Source organism: Nostoc sp. 106C (assembly GCF_002154725.1).
In the GTDB taxonomy this organism is placed as follows: Bacteria; Cyanobacteriota; Cyanobacteriia; order Cyanobacteriales; family Nostocaceae; genus Aulosira.
The window spans coordinates 1-18528 of sequence record NZ_MTAW01000204.1; the positions used below are offsets into that span (position 1 = coordinate 1).

An 18528-nucleotide genomic window follows, 5' to 3' on the forward strand; every position below is an offset into this window, starting at 1 on the left:
TGATACTCCCCCTCAAGTGTTCCCTTTGTCAATAATCCTCTACCTGAATCCTTACCAACTTACTTTAATTGATTAATAGAAGTTAAAAAAGGGAAACACCTTTATTGGCTTCTCCGGATATAACTCTAAAATGAGGAATTTTAAGTACCTATATAGAGACTTGACCTACTTCTACCCCAATCAATGCCTTTAACCATACTCTCTGTAGCAATAAAGTAAAAGTATTACTGAAAAATACCCCGACGATGAAGTTGTGGGAGTACTGTCTACCAATAGTAGCGGCTGGCAAGAGTAATCAAGGAAAGTAATTACTGCGCTTTTCCAGATTGTCCCTGGTAATGCGCAGGTTTATGCCAATGCCATCTAATACAAGCTAGAAGTAGGCGATACCTACGGCAACGTCAAAGACGAATGTACTCAAGGCTAAAAATGATGAACAGAGATTGAGGTTTCGACGGATTGTACCAGAAGAGGTGATTAAACTGATTAATTTGGACTGTTCATTATCACATGATGTTTAAAGGGTCTACATCTATAGTTAAGCTCACAGATGCAGGGCAGAGCGATCGCACTTGTTCCCAATCTGGTAAGTTAGGTAATTCATCAGGGGCGAATTTAATTAATATCTGCCAGCGATAACGATTAGCTACCCGTAAAATGCTAGCTGGTGCTGGCCCTAAAATCTCAAATCCTTCCCATGCTTCCAACGCTGTAGCTATTATCTGAGCAGTATTTTGGACTTGAATTGGATCTAAACTGCTCAAGCGCAACAAAATCAAGCGTCCATAGGGAGGATAATTGAGTGCTTGTCTTTGTTCTAGTTCAGCAGTAGAAAAAGACTGATAATCGTGGCGTTTGACTGCTTCAATTACCTCATGCTCCGGGTTATAAGTTTGCACAATTACCCTACCGGGATCGTCGCCTCTGCCAGCGCGTCCAGCTACCTGGGTTAAAGTTTGAAATGCCCTTTCACTGGCGCGGTAGTCTGACAGATGTAGCAAGCCGTCAGCAGCAACAACACCTACAAGTGTTACTTGTGGCAAATCCAAACCTTTGGTGAGCATTTGCGTACCTACTAATAAATGTGCTTCCCCATTAGCAAACCTGGTAAGTAGAGTACGGTGTGCGCCTTTGTTGCGGGTAGTATCGCTATCAAAACGGATGTAATTCAGTTGGGGAAATTGGCGCGATAATTCTTGGGCGACGCGCTGAGTACCGCTACCGAAGAATTTTAAGTAAGGGGAAGCGCAGTCAGGACAGTATTGCGGATGCGATCGCCCATAATTACAGTAATGGCAGCGCAACAGTTGCGGCGCTCCGTCTTCGGTGTGGTGGTATGCCAAAGACACGTCACAATGAGGACACTCCAACACATAGCCACAACTGCGACAAGAAACAAAAGTGCTGTGTCCCCGCCGATGAATAAATAAAATTCCCTGTTGTTGTGTTTCTTGCAGCTGTTGCAAAGCTGCTTGTAGCGATCTACTAAATATAGAGCGATTTCCTGCCTGCAACTCTTGCCGCATATCTACTATTTCTATCGGTGGTAAAGGGCGAGAGTTGATGCGTTCGGGAAGGCTTAAGTAATGAGTGCTGAGTTCTGAGTTCTGAGTAGAGAGTGGAGAGTGAGGAGTTAATAGTCTATCTCTTGTAAGACTCACCCAACTTTCCAACGAAGGTGTAGCAGAACCCAATACTAAAGGACAATTTTCGATTTCGGCTCGCCATTGGGCAACGGTGCGCGCGTGATAAGTGGGGATGGGGGAGTCTTGCTTAAAGCTGCTGTCATGTTCTTCATCTAAGATAATCAAACCCAATTTGGGTAAAGGTGCAAAAATTGCACTACGTGTACCAATTACAACTTGCGGTTCTCCTAAAAGCATTTGTCGCCAAGTATCGTAACGTTCTCCTTCCGAGAGAGCACTGTGATAGACGCTAACTTTGTTACCGAAACGGGCACGAAAACGATCGGTTAGCTGGGGTGTTAGTCCAATTTCTGGTACTAAGACAAGGGCTGATTTACCTTGATTTAATAAAGGTGCGATCGCCTGTAAATAAACTTCTGTTTTCCCAGAACCAGTTACTCCATGCAGTAAGACTTGCGCATATCCATCGAGGGCTTGTATTCTGGCTAAGGCTGTCGATTGATCGGCAGTTAAAGATTTAGGGCGATCGCCTGTCACTACAGGCCCTTGTTCTGTTCGCAATACTTCCCGTTCCTCGATAACGATGTAGCCTTTGTTTGCCAACGTCTTCAAGGTAGAGGAAGTAGTATGACAAATCTGCAATAATTCATTGTGCCATAACTCACCACCACGTCTTCGCAATACTTCTATAACTTCTCTTTGACGTGTGGTTAAATCACTATCGATTGTGCCGATTAGTGTAACTGCTTTCTGTAATTTTGGTCGAGTTAATCTTGGTGGTTCTAAGTAGCTTTCTACTAAGCCAAATCGCATTAACTCCCGAACTCCGCGATGAGCAGATTTAACTTTTTGTTGGAGATATACAAAACTGTAGTCCCCTGCCGGTTGAGCTTGTAAAAGTTGAAAAATTTGCTGTGCTGAGGAACTAAGGAATGTGGAAGTAGGAGAAATTTGCTGAGTAAGTATATAGTTACTTGTGTCTTCTTTTTTTCCACTTTGCTTTCCTAAAGAAGTTAAGCGGATACGACGCTGCGATCGCCCCAACAAACCTGGTGGCAAAGCTACCCTGATCGCTTGAATTAGAGGTGTATAGTAATATGTCGATACTTTATTTAATAATTCCCAATAACCAGTGGGAAAAAACCCTACACTTACTACGTCTTCTACATCCCGGATTTTTTCTATTGGTATATCGGTATTTGGCTGTGGCAACAAACGAATGGCGATCCCTCCCATTTGTTGTGTACCAAAGGGTACAGTTAAAATATCACCTGGTTTGATTTCTAACTGGGCAGGTAATCGATAGGTAAATAGCCCCAAGTTTCCCGGACAGTCCACCAATACTTCAATCCAACGATTAATATTTGTCTGTGATTGATACGATTCTCCAGGCTCATGCACTACCAAATGGGATAAATTTACGCCATCAATATACATATATTCTAGTTTAATAGATAGATTTTTCTATTGCTTATGTCTGGTTCGTCAAAAGTCAATTTTTTCCTAAGAATCTAACTTTTTCTTTCTCACGGCATAAACTGTAATTCGCAATACTTTTATCCCTCATAATACTTGATAAGTTTCCTCTTATGTAATCCACAACGCCAATTTAAACTCAACTATACATGCCCTAAATATTGGACACCTCGTATACACAATAAAGCATTTCCTCCACTATCTTCTAAATAGTTGTTATATCTACTGAATAGAGTATAAGATTTTCACACTATTGATAGATATTCAATTATTTATGTATATGAGATGCTTTTATACAAACAAAGAAAATATTCCCGAATTTTAAATTGCTAATTTTGTGTCAGTCATGAAACTCGATCAAACCTAATAAACTCAGCAGTAAGCTTACGATTTTTGACATCACTCCCAACCAATGAAGTCTAAAAAACTTTAGAAATTTAAATAAAAATTTAAGCTTTTGGGATGTCTAGCTGAAAATTTTATAAGAGTTAAGGTTGAGAAAGTTTGAGGGCATTTGACATATTTAGTGATACAGAAAAGAATGAGGAATATAGAGGTTGGGAAGCTGAGGAGATAGTTGGTGGGTGCATAGACCAGTATTGTTATGAGATCTATCTAGCAAGAACTAAGGAATGACAGCTAGACATTGATTTTAACTTCTAATGAGAAATTAGCATAAACTTTTGTTTTGCTACCGGACATATGCATTTCTCCCTTAGGGAAACTACCAAGCCTCATGCAAGCAGCTGTCACTGAATTATGTACCAAACAAAGCAACAATCCCTAAAGGAAAGTTATGAATATTGCTGAATTGGGAACAATGGAATTACTGGAGAGTGCTGCTGAAAATGAAGAACAATCATTTGATAGTTTAGAAGCAGTGGCAGATGACGATTCTTCAATTCCAGAAAATCTGGAGTCGGAGGAACGTGATGGCGATGAGATGGCAGCAGCCCGTCCTTCGGGATACAATAAAACCGAGCATGATGATGCTGTAGGCGCATTTTTTAAAGAAATGGCGCGTTATCCGTTGCTAAAACCAGATGAAGAGGTAGAGTTAGCACGGCGAGTTAGATTTTTGGAAGAAGTAAGGGACATCCAACATTCCTTACATTCAAACTTAGGACAACAACCGACTAAAGGACAAGTAGCTGCCGAGCTAGAAATGACGGAAAAGCAGCTAGAAAGTCGATTGTACCAAGGCCGAGTAGCGAAACGCAAAATGATTCGCTCGAACCTGCGCTTAGTAGTCTCAATTGCTAAACGATATCTTAATCGCGGAGTGCCTTTTCTAGATTTAATTCAAGAAGGGGCAATGGGCTTAAATCGTGCTACAGAAAAATTCGATCCAGATAAAGGATATAAATTTTCGACATACGCCTATTGGTGGATTAGACAAGCGATTACACGAGCGATCGCTAATGATGCGCGCACAATCCGCTTACCTATCCATATTGTTGAAAAACTTAACAAGCTTAAAAAAGCGCAACGCGAACTCAAACAAAAATTTTCTCGCAATCCCTCCGAAGCTGAAATGGCAGAAGTGTTGGAAATGAATGTCCAACAATTACGCCAATTGCAACAACTCAGACGTCAAGCACTTTCCCTTAATCACCGTGTTGGTAAAGAAGAAGACACGGAACTGATGGATTTGCTTGAGGATGAAGATAATCAATCTCCAGAAGCAAAAATGAATGAACATATGATGCGTCAGGAGATATGGGAAGTTTTGGGAGATGTCTTAACCCCAAGAGAAAAAGACGTAATTTCTCTCCGTTATGGGTTGACAACCAGCGAACCTTGTACTTTGGAAGAAGTCGGCAATATGTTCAATCTATCTCGCGAACGAGTGCGACAAATTCAAAGTAAAGCTATGCGAAAATTGCGGCGTCCCCATATTGCAAAACGCTTAAAGGGATGGTTGATCTAAATAGGCAAGAGGTAATCGGCAAAAAAGTTACACTGTTGAATATAAACTATGGACTATAAACTATAGACCATAGACTCATGACTTCGCGTAGCGATTTTGTTTTGCGTTTTGCCGAACCTGCTGATTGCAGTATTTTATTTGATCTAATTCAGCAACTAGCAGAGTATGAGAAACTATCTCATGCAGTAACTGGCAATATTATGGCTCTTAAAGAGCATCTATTTGACTCGCCAAAATATGTTGAGGCAATATTAGCAGAGTATGCAGGGCAATCTGTAGGTTTTGCCCTATTTTTTCATAATTATTCCACCTTTTTGACTAAGCCAGGTATTTATCTAGAAGATTTATTTGTATTACCTGAATATCGCCGTCAAGGTATTGGTAAGGCTCTTTTATCTAAATTAGCCCAAATAGCTGTAGAGCGAAATTGTGGGCGGTTAGAGTGGAGTGTATTAGATTGGAATGAGCCAGCGCAAGAATTTTACCGCAGCATGGGAGCATCTATTTTAGATGATTGGCGAATTTGCAGAGTTACAGAAGAAGCATTGGCACAATTAGCAGCTATAGTAGTCTCAAATCCTACGTAAAAAGTTAGATCCCCGACTTATTTGAGAAGTCGGGGATCTAGATAACACAAATTTTTATATCAGATAGAATTGAGTTCAAGTTAGATTTTAAATTTATCTTAAACATTATAAATAGTTAGACTAAGTTTGACAGCTTGTCTTTTGACTTAAGCAGGTACTCATCTGAAAATTATGGAGGATATTGCACCGAATACGCTTTGGTTGTAGAGGAAACACGAAATGAAAAAGTTTTTTTCAATAATACTGTTGGGCATAGCAATCTTCACCTTTGCCTTCAGTAATTCAGCTTTAGCAGCAGACACTGTAAGTGGAGCCAAAGTATTTAGTGCTAATTGTGCTTCTTGTCATGCAGGAGGAAAAAATTTGGTTCAAGCCGACAAGAATCTGAAAAAAGATGCTTTGGAAAAATACAATATGTACTCAGCAGAGGCGATTATCAGCCAAGTAACCAAAGGTAAAAATGCTATGCCTGCTTTTAAAGGACGTTTAAATAGCAGCCAAATTGAAGATGTAGCTGCTTACGTACTTGAACAAGCAGATAAAGGTTGGTAATTAACCCAACATAGCAGCAAAAATTATTTAGAGCGGGGCTTCTGTCCCGCTAAATTTTAGCAATGTCGAAATTGTCAAATATATTGCTTATGAATTATTTCTGGCGATTATTTTTCACTACAATCTTTGTTTTTTTTCTTACCTTTTCGACGGATGCTGTCTATGCTTCACCTATCTCTAACCCCCAAATTACAGCTCAGGAATTTTTGAAGTTGGGTGTAGATAAAATTCTACATAGTAATTATCAGGAAGCTATAGAGGATTTCAACCAGGCGATTCAACTTCAAAGTAATTTTGGGGAAGCGTATAGCGATCGCTGTCTTGCTTATCTGCAACTACAACATTACCATCAGGCGATCGCAGATTGTACTGTGGCAATAAATTTTACTCCCAACAACGCTGAGGCTTATCTAAATCGGGGGTTAGCAAACTATAGGCAACAAGATTATCCCGCAGCAATTGCTGATTATCATCGAGCGATCGCACTTAAACCTTATGAGTTTCGAGCTTACTATAATCTAGCGCTAGTTCATGCAGCAAAAGGCAATTATTCACAAGCAATAATTGATTACAATCTGGCTCTTAGTCAAATTTCCCAGCCAACAAATCTACTCCTCGCAGATATCTACAATGATAGAGGTTTAGCGCGTTTACAGTTACAAGACTTAAAAGCTGCTATGGTCGATTTTAGTATGGCAATTCACCTCGATGCCAACGATTATAGAGCTTACTTTAACCGGGGTTGTGCTTGCGGCCGCAAAGGAGATAACTTTGGTGCATTGCGTGATTTCTCCAAAGTCATCAAGCTAAATCCCAGTAATGCCCTCGCTTATGTTAACCGTGGAGTAACTCGATATTACCTAGGTTACTATCAAGGAGCGATCGCTGATTTACAAAAAGCATCTGAGTTTTTTGGACACACAGGCGAAAAGCTGGCCTATCAAAAAGCTCTAAATTTACTCAAATCGATGCAAAAACAAATACCCTTAGTTTCGGAATTTGCGTAAGCAAACTATAATTAGTCCAGAAGTAAGATAGCTTATGCTTGAGGAAAGTCTAAGAATATCTCTATAGATTAGGAAGCATCGAGTCGACAACTACTTAAAAGATTGCTAGAGTATTCCCCAATAAAATAGAATAGAACAAGATTCATTGATGAGTTATTACAACTTCAATGACCATTTCTGGTCTCCAAAAAAAGTCTGTAGCCAAGCAACACAAGCTAAATCAAAAGAAAACATAGCTAGCAGGAGAATAATACTAGCGATGTTGTCTTTAGCATTTATTACTATTGGAACACCACTACTACTCCCAAAATTAGTGACTGCTAGAAATGAGAATCAAAGTGCAGTTTCTTTAAATAAGAATCTTGGTAACAGATGTATTTTAGTTGGGGGTAAGCGTTTACAAATTCATTGCTCTGCTCAAGAGTAATAAATGCTTAGGCAAATTTAGACTATCTGAATGCAATTTTTTTGACAGGAGCAATTGCATAAATTAAACTACCCCTTGCAAGCAATAAAAAAAGCTCTGTCAATGTATCCAACTGAAAAAGTTACCGTACCTACTCGCGTTATCGGTCTAATCAGTGGCACATCTGTTGATGGTATAGATGCTGCCTTAGTAGAGATTTCTGGCCAAGAGTTAGATCTAAAAGTTGAGTTAGTAGCAGGAGCAACATATCCCTATCCCGCAGAACTAAGAGAAAAAATCTTGAGAGTTTGCGCAGGAGAAGCCATCTCGATGACAGAATTAGCAGAAATAGATGATGCGATCGCCTTTTTCTTTGCTGAAGCTGCCCAAAATATTCAAATTGGTCATCAACCAGCTACTTTGATTGGCTCCCACGGTCAAACAGTTTACCATCGACCACCCAAGGGAGCAGAGGAGAAAGAAAAAAATTTTAACTCTTTACTCAGGACTCAGAACTCAGGACTCAGGACTCCTTTAGGTTACACTTTGCAACTCGGTCGTGGTGCATTGATTGCCCATTTAACGGGAATTACAACTGTAAGTAACTTTCGTGTCGCTGATATCGCCATTGGTGGACATGGTGCGCCTCTGGTTCCTAGAGTTGACGCTTATTTGCTCAGTCATCCCCAGGAAGCACGGTGTATTCAAAATATCGGTGGTATTGGTAATGTTGCTTATATTCCTCTACGCCGTGACAATTGGTTGGAAAAAATGCGCGGCTGGGATACAGGCCCAGGAAATAGTCTTTTAGATCTAGCTGTGCAGCATTTGTCAAATGGTGCTCAAACTTACGATGAAAATGGTCAGTGGGCAGCAACTGGCACTCCCTGTCATCCCTTAGTAGAACAATGGCTGACGCAAGATTACTTTCAACTACCACCGCCTAAATCTACAGGTAGAGAGTTATTTGGTGTAACTTATCTCCAAGAGTGTTTACAAGCTGCTGAAGCATACCAACTCAGTCCAGCTGATATACTAGCAACGCTAACCGAACTCACCGCCGCTTCGATTGTTCATAGTTACCGTACCTTTTTACCGCAACTGCCCGATCGCATACTATTATGTGGTGGCGGTAGTCGGAATCTTTATTTGAAACAGCGCTTGCAGTCTTTATTACCATCAGTGCCCGTTTTGACTACAGATGAAGTCGGTTTGAGTGCAGATTTTAAAGAAGCGATCGCTTTTGCCGTTTTAGCCTATTGGCGACAACTAGGCATTCCAGGGAACTTACCTAGCGCCACGGGAGCACCTCAAGAAGTGCTTTTGGGAGAAATTCATCCTAGTCAGTATTGAGTTAATAACTTAGCACTCCAAATTTTTGAAGGCTATACTTTAACTTATTGACCGCCTGACATTTTTGCGTTTCAAATATATCTTTATGTCTTGGCGGTACTCGAGCAAGACAAGGAACATAACAAGGTGGCTCACACTTTTTTAATGCAACCCGGACGCTGGACATTACAAGGAAGTTGGCTGGAACGCAATAGTATGCCGATTAATGTCAAGGGTATGATCTTGGTGGCATGGAATCGAGATAACTGGTTTACAATGGCGACAAAGCTGATTTTTCCAGGTAGCGATCGCTCGGAAATCTCTTTGCAGTATAAGGGGCGTTTAGATGATGGAGAGCGCCAATATACTTTTTTACTCCAACATAATTCTTTAGGACAGGTTGAAGGCGAGGGTTTGATTGGTGTATCAACAATTGTGCAGCGTTACTGGGCACTAAACGATCGCCAACGTCGTAGCGGGTTTGAAACATTGCATCAACTATCAGATGATTCCTACTATCTCAGTAGTGCTATTCTGGCTGGTCATTTTTTAAACAGTACGATAGAAGCCAGCCTAGAGCGTCAGCCAAAATAAGTTCGCTTTTATGACTTACTCTAGAGAATATATAGCAATCTGATTTGATTCATCAACTTAGTAGTTCCTGCGATCGCATTTTCAATTAATGTAAAGAAATATTTCTATTTTTGAGAATAGCAATAAGTATCACAACTAAAACTTTTTTAGTATCTGAAAGGTTTTTCCTAAAATTGTCATAGTTTTCCGAAGAAATTTGGTCAGGTGGAAATGACCAAGTTAGTGTAACGCATTATTAAATTTATTAAATAATCATTCTTTAATTCTGTAAAATCACTGAATTTACAATACACATATAACAAAAAATTAGTACTTATACTGACGATATTATCAGAATTGATTTTTATATTGTTGCGTAAGCAGTTTATAAGTGAGTTGAAAAACTTATAACATTTAAATAAATTTTTTGCGTTTTTCTTTGCATCTAAATTTTTATATAAATCCCGCTCATTTTGAAACGTAGAGTTTTGTAAAAATAGGATATTATTCAGTTTTGGCTTGCGTTCAGATCTTTACCTTATATAAAGAGAACTACGGTTCTCAAGGTAAAAGCAATTTAGTTTTAATTACCTAAATTTTTAATCTAAAGTAATTTAGATTTTCTTATCTTAAATCCACAATTTTTAAATCTTTTATTGTTGTTTAATCATCAAAAAATACCTGAGAGCCGTGTAAATAACGACTGAAATTAAGTCATAACAATTGGCATAAGTCAAATCAGTAAATTGTTTTCTTAATTGCCCCTAATGAAAATAAAAAAATGAAGGCTAAGAATGAAGAGACATTAATTCTCAACCAACTTAGTACAGGATTCATACTTGAGTAATTTTAAAATTTTGAATTTTGAAGTCCGTGTAACAGTACTAGTCCCTTTTTGATGCGTCCAATTGTACGCAGATCGTGATAGCTATTTAAGATTTTTAAATTCTGTGGATTGCTCAAAGGAAAATTATACTAATGAAAACAGTTGATGAGTTGTTGTTAGAGCTGCGATGTCTTAACGTGAAGCTCTGGACAGAGGGCAACAGCCTACGCTATGAAGCGGTCAAAGAGATCCTCTCTCCTGCCCTGTTAGCGCAACTGCGAGAGCAAGAAGCCGAAATACTAGCAATCCTCAAGCAATCTGATAGTTCTTCTTCTTGCCAATTAGACGACACCACATCGTTTTGTTCCCTTTCCCACGGTCAACAAGCCTTGTGGTTCCTTTACCAGATGGCACCAAAAAGCGTTGCTTATCATATTTTTATGGCAGCGCGAATCAACTCTGGCTTGGATTTAGAAGCCTGGGAACGAGCATGGCAGCAGCTTGTTGATCGTCATACAATTCTCCGAACTACTTATGCCATTCGCAACGGTCAACCAGTTCAACAGATCCACTCCTATCAAGAAGTTGACATAGAAGTGATAGATGCTTCTTCTTGGAGTAAAGAATATTTAAATACGCAAATTTATTTAGAAACAGATCGTCCTTTCGACCTAGAACTTGGCCCAGTATTGCGGGTAAAACTGTTTAGCAATACAACGCAAGGAAACATTCAATTAATTGTAATGCACCACATTGCTGGAGATATGTGGTCTTTTGAGTTATTAATCGAAGAACTCCAACTGTTGTATGCTGCCGAAATTAATACTCAATCCTCAATTTCTTTTGGTATCCCCTTTCCTAAATGTCAATACACAGACTATGTGCGCTGGCAAACAGAGATGCTGGCGAGTTCCCAAGAAAAACTTTGGAAATATTGGCACAAACAGCTAGAAGGTGTATTACCAACTTTAAATTTACCTACCGTTAGCGAAGCTCGCTTTAAGCATCGACCTTACCCCCCACTGCAAAGTTATCGGGGCGATACCGCTATTTTCAAGTTAGACCCAGAACTGATTCAAAAACTGAAGAAGCTAAAAAACATTCAAAGAGCTTCTCTTTCTACGGTTATGCTGACGGCATTCTTTGCTCTACTTTACCGCTATACAGGTCAAGAAGAAATTGTGGTAGGAACTACTATAGCAGGTAGGTTGGGTAGCAAAGAGTTTCAGAAAATTGTAGGTAACTTCACTAATATAAATGTCTTACGTGCTCATTTGGCTGGGAACCCAACCTTCAAAGAATTGCTGACTCAGTTACGCAGCTTAGTAATCGGAGCGCTCCAGCATCAAGAGGCTCCTTTTTCTTTGTTAGTCGAACAATTAAAAATTGAGCGCGATCGCAGTCGTTCGCCCCTGGTGTCTGTCTGTTTTAGTTGGCATAAATATCGCAATTTTCAAAATCCCAAAAACCTCGAACAACAGGGAATGGAAATCGAAATTTTGCCCCATCTGGGAGTACAACGGGGCGCGGCATTTGACATTAACTTAAGGATTATGGAAGCAGGTAATGACTTCCAAATTGCTTGGGAATATAGTACCGATTTATTTGATGCTGCAACTATCGCTAAGATGCAAACTCATTACCAGAATTTACTAGCGGGAATTGTCGCCAACCCAGAGCAACGCCTTGGGGAATTACCTTTGTTAACAGCAACCGAAAGACATCAGCTATTAGTTGCGTGGAACAATACTCACACAGAATATCCTCAAGATAAATGCATCCATGAGTTATTTGCACAGCAGGTAGAATTGACACCAAATGCAGTAGCTTTGGTATTTGCAGACCAACAACTTACCTATCAAGAATTAAATCAAAAAGCTAATCAGCTAGCGCACTACTTGCAATCTCTAGGCGTCGGGGCAGAGGTTCTCGTGGGTATTTGTGTAGAGCGCTCTGTGTTAATGATTATCGGACTTTTGGGGATTCTCAAAGCGGGTGGTGCATACATACCCATAGATCCCACCTCTCCTCAAGAAGACTTGGCATACATACTAGAAGAAACTCAAGTCTCAGTGTTGCTGACGCAAACACATTTGCGGGCGTCTGTACCTGTACATCAAGCACATCTAATTTGCCTGGATACAGACGAGAACATCATTGCGCAACATAGTCAAGAGAATCCCACACCATCAATGACATCGGCAAATCTAGCTTATGTCATGTATACATCTGCCTCTACTGGCAAACCCAAAGGTATTAGTATCACCCATCGAGGTGTAGTGCATTTAGTTAAAGATAACAACTATGCCAACTTTACTAAAGAAGAAGTTTTTCTTCAGTTATCTCCGATTACTTTTGATGGGGTAACACTAGAAATTTGGGGTAGCTTACTCAATGGAGCGCGTTTAGCGATCGCGCCTCCTCACACACCGTCTTTGCTAGAGTTGGCACAAGCAATTCGACAACATCAGGTGACAACTCTGTGCCTGACGGCCGGATTATTTCGCTTAATGGTAGATGAGCACCTAGCAGAATTAAAACAGTTAAAGCAGCTGCTAGTGGAGGGAGATGTTTTATCTGTTCCCCATGTTAAGAAACTCCTGCACGCAGCCCCAGAATTAAAACTAATTAATTGTTATGGTTCAACAGAGAATACGGCTCTGACCTGCTGTTACCAAGTAACGGATGCATTTAATATTGATGCTGCTGTTCCCATCGGTCGCCCAATTGCCAATACTCAAGTGTATTTGCTCGATGCGCAATTACAGCCAGTACCAGTTGGCATACCTGGAGAACTCTACATTGGAGGCGATGGACTAGCGAGGGGTTACTTTAACCAACCAGATTTGACAGCAAAGACTTTTATCCCGCATCCATTTAGCTCTCAACCTGGCGCACGCTTGTACAAAACTGGTGACCTCGCCCGCTATCTACCAGATGGCAACATAGAGTTTTTCGGACGTATTGACCAGCAAGTGAAAATCCGGGGTTTCCGGATTCAGCTAGAAGATATCGAAAATGTACTTGCTCAGCATCCAAAGGTACAGCAGGCCGTAGTCACAATCAACGCTAACCACTCTAAAGAAAAATACTTAGTTGCTTATGTTGTACCGGCAGAGGAAGCCAGTAAAGAAAAAACCTGTACTTTAAAATCAACTGCATTACGTAGTTTTTTGCTGCAAAAGCTGCCAGAGTACATGGTGCCGACAACTTTTGTGATTCTCAAGCACATTCCCCTCACACCCAATGGAAAGGTTAACCACAGGGCACTACCTGAAGCTCATCTCAATTTAGAACAGGAAAATCAATTTATACCGCCGCAAACACCTACGGAGGCTGTAATTGCTGATATTATTGCCACGATCCTAGGACTAGAAAAGATTGGAATTCACGACAACTTCTTTACTTTGGGAGGACATTCCTTCCTGGCAATGCAAGTTATTTCCCGGTTGCGGCAAGCTTATCAGATAGAGCTACCCTTAAACTGTTTGTTTGAAGCGCCGACAGTAGCCGAGCTAGAAAGGTTGATTACTAGATATCGTCAAACAGATTTGGGGCATATAGTACCTGCTATTGCTTCTGTTTCGCAAGACCAAACAGAGTTTCCCTTATCTTTTGCCCAAGCAAGACTTTGGTTTTTCGATCAGGTGGTAGGAAAAAATGCAACTTATAATATGCCACTTGCAGTCCGGCTTGTCGGCAATTTAAATATCAATGCTCTAGAACGCAGCATCCAGGAAATTGTTCAACGTCACGCCAGCTTGCGGACTCACTTTCAGGTAGTTAATGGTTTGACAGTACAAGTAATTAATCCTAATGCCACTATTACCTTATCTGTGGTCAACTTGCAGAATTCACTAGATCAAGACAACGAAGTACAGCAGTTAGCCAAAATAGAAGCTCATATACCCTTTGACTTGGCTAGAGATTCTCTGATCCGAGCCAAGCTGTTGCAGTTATCAGAATTGGAATACGTATTACTGCTGACCATACATCATATTGTCTGTGATGCTTGGTCGATGAGGATTTTCCTGCAAGAGTTATCTAGCTTGTATCCAGCCTTCTGTGCAGGTAAGCCTTCTCCCTTACCGGATTTACCTATTCAGTATGTAGACTATACGCTTTGGCAGTGGGAGTTGTTAACAACAAAAGTATTACAACGACAACTCAACTACTGGACTCGGCAGTTATTAAATGTGCAACCATTGCTGCAATTTCCCACAGATAAACCGCGAAAAGCATTGCATAAATTTAAAGGTAGCACCTTAGAGTTTGATATTGATACTCATCTCTCCCAGCAAATAAAAATCCTGAGCCAGCAATCAGGTGTAACGCTGTTTATGACTCTGCTAGCAGCATTTGTCATCTTGCTATATCGCTATAGCGATCGCGAAGATATTTTAGTTGGTTCTCCCATTGCCAACCGCCACCACCACGATACTAAATCCCTCATTGGCTTGTTTGTCAATATTCTCGTGTTGCGGTTCAAGATTTCAGAAAATTTTAGTTTTAGTGAACTGCTGAATCAGGTAAGCGAGGTAGCATTAGCAGCCTATGCTCACCAGGATGTTCCTTTTGAGCAACTTGTGAAAACTTTACAACCAGATCGTTCTGTTGGTCAGAGTCCATTGCTGGAAGTTATGTTCAATTTAGAATCTGCCCCCCGTCCTTGGGAACTACCGGGAATTTCTGTAACTCCCATCAATATAGAGTCAATGACAGCGAAGTTTGATTTGACTCTCTCAATGGTAGAAACTGCAACTGGACTCAAAGCTACCTGGGAGTACAACAGCGACTTATTTGAGCGCCAGACGATGGCTCGTATGAGTAGGCACTTTCAGGCTTTGTTAGCAGCCATTGCTACTGATACCAACCAAAAATTGGGACAAATCCTTTTGCTGACTGATGCAGAACCTCTAGCACAGAAGGGTTTACCCAGCAACTGAGAGCTTATCACAGGTGTAATTTTCAAGCCTTTGAAAGTGTGAAGCGATCGCGTTTGGTAAAAAATCTTCAAGTAGACAAAGTTAAACGCGATCGCAATTTTTTGATTTTATTCCAGGTACGTGAATTGCTGCAAACTATTTTTTACAAGCAATCTCCATATTGGAGATATTGAAACATCAGACTTTAGTTGCATTAGGACAACATTTTAGCGATCGCTAAACCACTAATAATGTTATTTCAAAGGCGCAATAGCTTCTCCCAGGCTGCGTACCTTGTCCTAGGCTAGAGTAACGGAATACAAAGATTAATGCGTAAGAAGATTTTAGAACCATGCCATTACAATAGAAGTCGTGCTATATTTTCCCCAAGCTATCAGGAACGGTTCAGGCGTTGATTGTCTAATCCACGAATTAACTGCAAAAAGTATATAAATATTTGGGTTTCAAATTTAAACCCTAAATTTCTCCATAATCGTGGTTTTTTGTCAGTCAACTAGATATGCGGAAACTTATAAACTGAGGGCTGATGAGTAAAAATATCTAGTAATATTTCATCAGGAAAAATGTTTTTTAAATTAGAGCGTCAAAAGTCAAAACCTCAAAGATTGCCTCGGAAAAAAACAGGTGATTTCCAATTTTCTTCTTTATATAGTATTGTATTCTTTTTTACCCTTCTTATAACTCTTTCATATATAAATGCTCCAAGAATTCCTATTTTAGGATTTCATGGCATTGTTGATTTAAATAATCCTAATTTTGGAGTAGCTCAGAACCCCATAGCTCAGAGAATGGCTTATCCTATGCAAAATCTAGAAAAGTTTCTAGAGGATTTAGCTGCTAAGAACTATTGGTTCCTGTCTACACAAGAATTGTATGATTACTTTATTAATCGTTCTCAAGATATTCCGGAGAAATATGTTGGCAAAAAACCTATCATGTTGAGCTTTGATGACAGCTATAAAACAGTCTACACTAATCTAATTCCTGTTTTAGAAAGGTTAGAAAAAGAATTTAAGCAGAAAATTAAAATTGTTTTATTTGTGAATCCAGGTACTCTAGCTAAAGTTAATCATCCATCTACAACTTATTTGAGTTGTGAGGATTTAAGAAGCGGATTTGAAAAAGGATTTTATGATATTCAATCTCATGGGCAGAACCACAAGAACTTGGTTACATTGACTGTGCAGGATTTGAATGAAGAACTGTCCCAAGCACAAACTCATCTCAGGGAATGTATGACTGGTTTAGCTCCCGAACAGGAGATAGCTGCCCATATTGCATATCCCTATGGGTCGATGAATCATCAAGTAGAAACTTACGCAGCTAAGTACTATCAATCTGGTTATCTTTATAACAGCGCAATATTGCGGTTCCGTTGGTTGAGCGATAAATATCGAATTTCACGCCTAACAGTAAATCGAAAAAAAACAATCGAAAGATTAATTCAGATGGCTAGTCGTTCTTTTACCATTCCTCAGAGATAAGCCTTTTAAGACAATATATCTACATCAATACCAAATTAATAAAAATCCAGGTAATACCATTGATGCAGGAAAGTAAAACTCTTATTAACACAAGTTTAAAACGCGCTGATGCCTTAGATACGCTCCGAGGATTTGCCATCTTAGCAATGGTCTTTTCAGGCACAATCCGATACAAAATTTTGCCTGCTTGGATGTATCATGCTCAAGAACCACCTCCTACCCATAATTTTAATTCTCAAATTGCTGGCTTAACCTGGGTAGATTTAGTATTCCCCCTATTCTTGTTTGCAATGGGTGCAGCTATACCACTAGCACTATCACGTCGTTTTACTCAAGGTTGGAGTATTACAAGGATTATTCTGTACATTTTGAAACGAGGGTTAATGCTAGGGGCTTTTGCTATCATTCTGAAACATCTTGAGCCCTTCACCATCAATCAAAACCCTACTCAAGCAACATGGTATGTAGCACTTTTAGGTTTTGTTTTGTTGTTCTTAATATTTGGCCGTTGGTCTATTTTAGGGAAGTGGAGTAAGTATGGTGTATGGCTCAATCTTGGAGGATTAATTGCTGCTATTGCTTTAATTTCTCACTTTCAATATGGCGGTAAAGGTTTTTTGCTTGAGCGCAGCGATCCTATTCTTATAGTTCTAGCAAATATGGCTGTTTTTGGCTCCCTAGTTTGGTTGCTCACTCGCTCAAATTTGCTGTTACGTTTAGGATTAATGGGTTCTTTGATTGCTCTGCAATTATCTGCTACATCTGATAGCTGGATCAAAAATTTTTGGACAGCCTCATCTGTGAAAATTTTCAACTATGATTTAAATTACTCTTGGATTTTTCAATTTTATTACCTGAAATATTTATTTATTATCATTCCTGGGACTATTATCGGAGACTTGTTATTAAACTGGATACAGAGAAATACTCAATCCAGTGATATCCCAGATAAACAACATCTGGAAAACTATCGTTCAAAGCAGCGTCTCTGGCTCATTATCTTATCAATGTTGATGATATGTTTGGTGTTGCTAGTTGGATTACAAGCTCGTTGGCTTTGGCAAACAACTTTCTTAAGTGCTGCAATTTGCGCTGCTAGCTGGTTTTTATTTGCACAGCCAGAGACGGATGTAGACTATTTGCTCACGCAGTATTATCAGTGGGGAGTTTATTGGCTATTTCTTGGCTTGTTTTTTGAGCCTTTTCAGGGTGGAATTCATAAAGATCCTTCTACATATAGCTATTATTTTGTAACCAGTGCAATTGCCATTTTTATCTTAATTATATTTACTATTCTAATTGATATTTTTAGCTTTAAAAAATGGCTAAATATATTAATTAGTAATGGACAAAATCCGATGATTGCTTATGTTGCTTTTGGCAATTTTGTCTGGCCAATATTACAGATTAGTGGACTAGAAGATGTAGTTATTGCAAATACTACAACTCCCGTTATGGGAGTAATTAAAGGAATTTTATACACTTTACCTATCGCTCTATTAACAAGTTTTTTTACGAGACACAAGCTGTTTTGGAAAACATAAAATATTTTTATACCAATTTGAAAAAAGAATGCGACAGATTGTAGGGGCACGGCACTGCCCATTGGTGTCAACTTAAGCTCAACGCTTATCCCACATACGTTTTACCCCACCCCTTATACCAATTCACGAAAACTTTGCTACAGATAGATCTCTCGTAGGGGCACGGCAATACCGTGTCCTTATCAACGTATTTGTATCATGATGAAAGTGAAACGGTAT

Annotated in this window: 10 protein-coding genes and 1 pseudogene; 10 read left to right on the forward strand and 1 reads right to left on the reverse strand. The window is 39.6% G+C overall.

The genetic code is table 11. The features are described 5' to 3' along the window. Positions 1-506 precede the first annotated feature (506 nt). Positions 507-3083, reverse strand: a complete 2577-nt coding sequence (priA, locus tag BV375_RS30805; protein ID WP_086767620.1) for a primosomal protein N' — start codon at positions 3081-3083, stop codon at positions 507-509. Positions 3084-3881: 798 nt separating this feature from the next. On the opposite strand from priA, the pseudogene BV375_RS30810 reads away from it, so the two are divergent. From BV375_RS30810 to BV375_RS30855, 10 genes and pseudogenes are all read left to right on the forward strand, one after another. After that, positions 3882-5052: pseudogene (locus BV375_RS30810) on the forward strand (RpoD/SigA family RNA polymerase sigma factor). 77 nt (positions 5053-5129) lie between these two features. Continuing rightward, positions 5130-5639, forward strand: coding sequence for a GNAT family N-acetyltransferase (locus tag BV375_RS30815; RefSeq protein ID WP_208099216.1), 510 nt, complete (start codon positions 5130-5132; stop codon positions 5637-5639). Between the two features lie 219 nt (positions 5640-5858). After that, positions 5859-6191 carry a cytochrome c6 PetJ gene (gene petJ, locus BV375_RS30820; protein ID WP_086767626.1) on the forward strand — a complete coding sequence of 111 codons (333 nt, stop codon included), beginning with the start codon at positions 5859-5861 and terminating at the stop codon, positions 6189-6191. Positions 6192-6280: 89 nt separating this feature from the next. Continuing rightward, the gene (locus BV375_RS30825) at positions 6281-7198 is read left to right on the forward strand and encodes a tetratricopeptide repeat protein (protein WP_086767628.1); all 918 of its coding nucleotides are present in this window, start codon (positions 6281-6283) and stop codon (positions 7196-7198) included. 148 nt (positions 7199-7346) lie between these two features. Next, positions 7347-7625, forward strand: coding sequence for a hypothetical protein (locus BV375_RS30830; protein WP_086767630.1), 279 nt, complete (start codon positions 7347-7349; stop codon positions 7623-7625). Positions 7626-7727: 102 nt separating this feature from the next. Next, positions 7728-8957 (forward strand): anhydro-N-acetylmuramic acid kinase, encoded by a 1230-nt coding sequence (locus tag BV375_RS30835; RefSeq protein ID WP_086767632.1) that lies wholly within the window; start codon positions 7728-7730, stop codon positions 8955-8957. 126 nt (positions 8958-9083) lie between these two features. Next, positions 9084-9530: a hypothetical protein gene (locus BV375_RS30840; protein ID WP_086691949.1), complete on the forward strand. Its 447-nt coding sequence runs from the start codon at positions 9084-9086 to the stop codon at positions 9528-9530. Positions 9531-10487: 957 nt separating this feature from the next. Next, positions 10488-15281, forward strand: coding sequence for a non-ribosomal peptide synthetase (locus tag BV375_RS30845; RefSeq protein WP_086767634.1), 4794 nt, complete (start codon positions 10488-10490; stop codon positions 15279-15281). Between the two features lie 563 nt (positions 15282-15844). After that, positions 15845-16765, forward strand: coding sequence for a polysaccharide deacetylase family protein (locus BV375_RS30850; RefSeq protein ID WP_086767636.1), 921 nt, complete (start codon positions 15845-15847; stop codon positions 16763-16765). 62 nt (positions 16766-16827) lie between these two features. After that, positions 16828-18309 carry a DUF5009 domain-containing protein gene (locus tag BV375_RS30855; protein WP_086767638.1) on the forward strand — a complete coding sequence of 494 codons (1482 nt, stop codon included), beginning with the start codon at positions 16828-16830 and terminating at the stop codon, positions 18307-18309. The last annotated feature ends 219 nt before the right edge of the window (positions 18310-18528 follow it).

Coding starts and splice junctions, on each gene's coding strand:
- priA (WP_086767620.1), bottom strand. CDS start 3,083: ATGTATATTGATGGCGTAAATTTATCCCATTTGGTAGTGCATGAGCCT.
- BV375_RS30815 (WP_208099216.1), top strand. CDS start 5,130: ATGACTTCGCGTAGCGATTTTGTTTTGCGTTTTGCCGAACCTGCTGAT.
- petJ (WP_086767626.1), top strand. CDS start 5,859: ATGAAAAAGTTTTTTTCAATAATACTGTTGGGCATAGCAATCTTCACC.
- BV375_RS30825 (WP_086767628.1), top strand. CDS start 6,281: ATGAATTATTTCTGGCGATTATTTTTCACTACAATCTTTGTTTTTTTT.
- BV375_RS30830 (WP_086767630.1), top strand. CDS start 7,347: ATGAGTTATTACAACTTCAATGACCATTTCTGGTCTCCAAAAAAAGTC.
- BV375_RS30835 (WP_086767632.1), top strand. CDS start 7,728: ATGTATCCAACTGAAAAAGTTACCGTACCTACTCGCGTTATCGGTCTA.
- BV375_RS30845 (WP_086767634.1), top strand. CDS start 10,488: ATGAAAACAGTTGATGAGTTGTTGTTAGAGCTGCGATGTCTTAACGTG.
- BV375_RS30850 (WP_086767636.1), top strand. CDS start 15,845: ATGTTTTTTAAATTAGAGCGTCAAAAGTCAAAACCTCAAAGATTGCCT.
- BV375_RS30855 (WP_086767638.1), top strand. CDS start 16,828: ATGCAGGAAAGTAAAACTCTTATTAACACAAGTTTAAAACGCGCTGAT.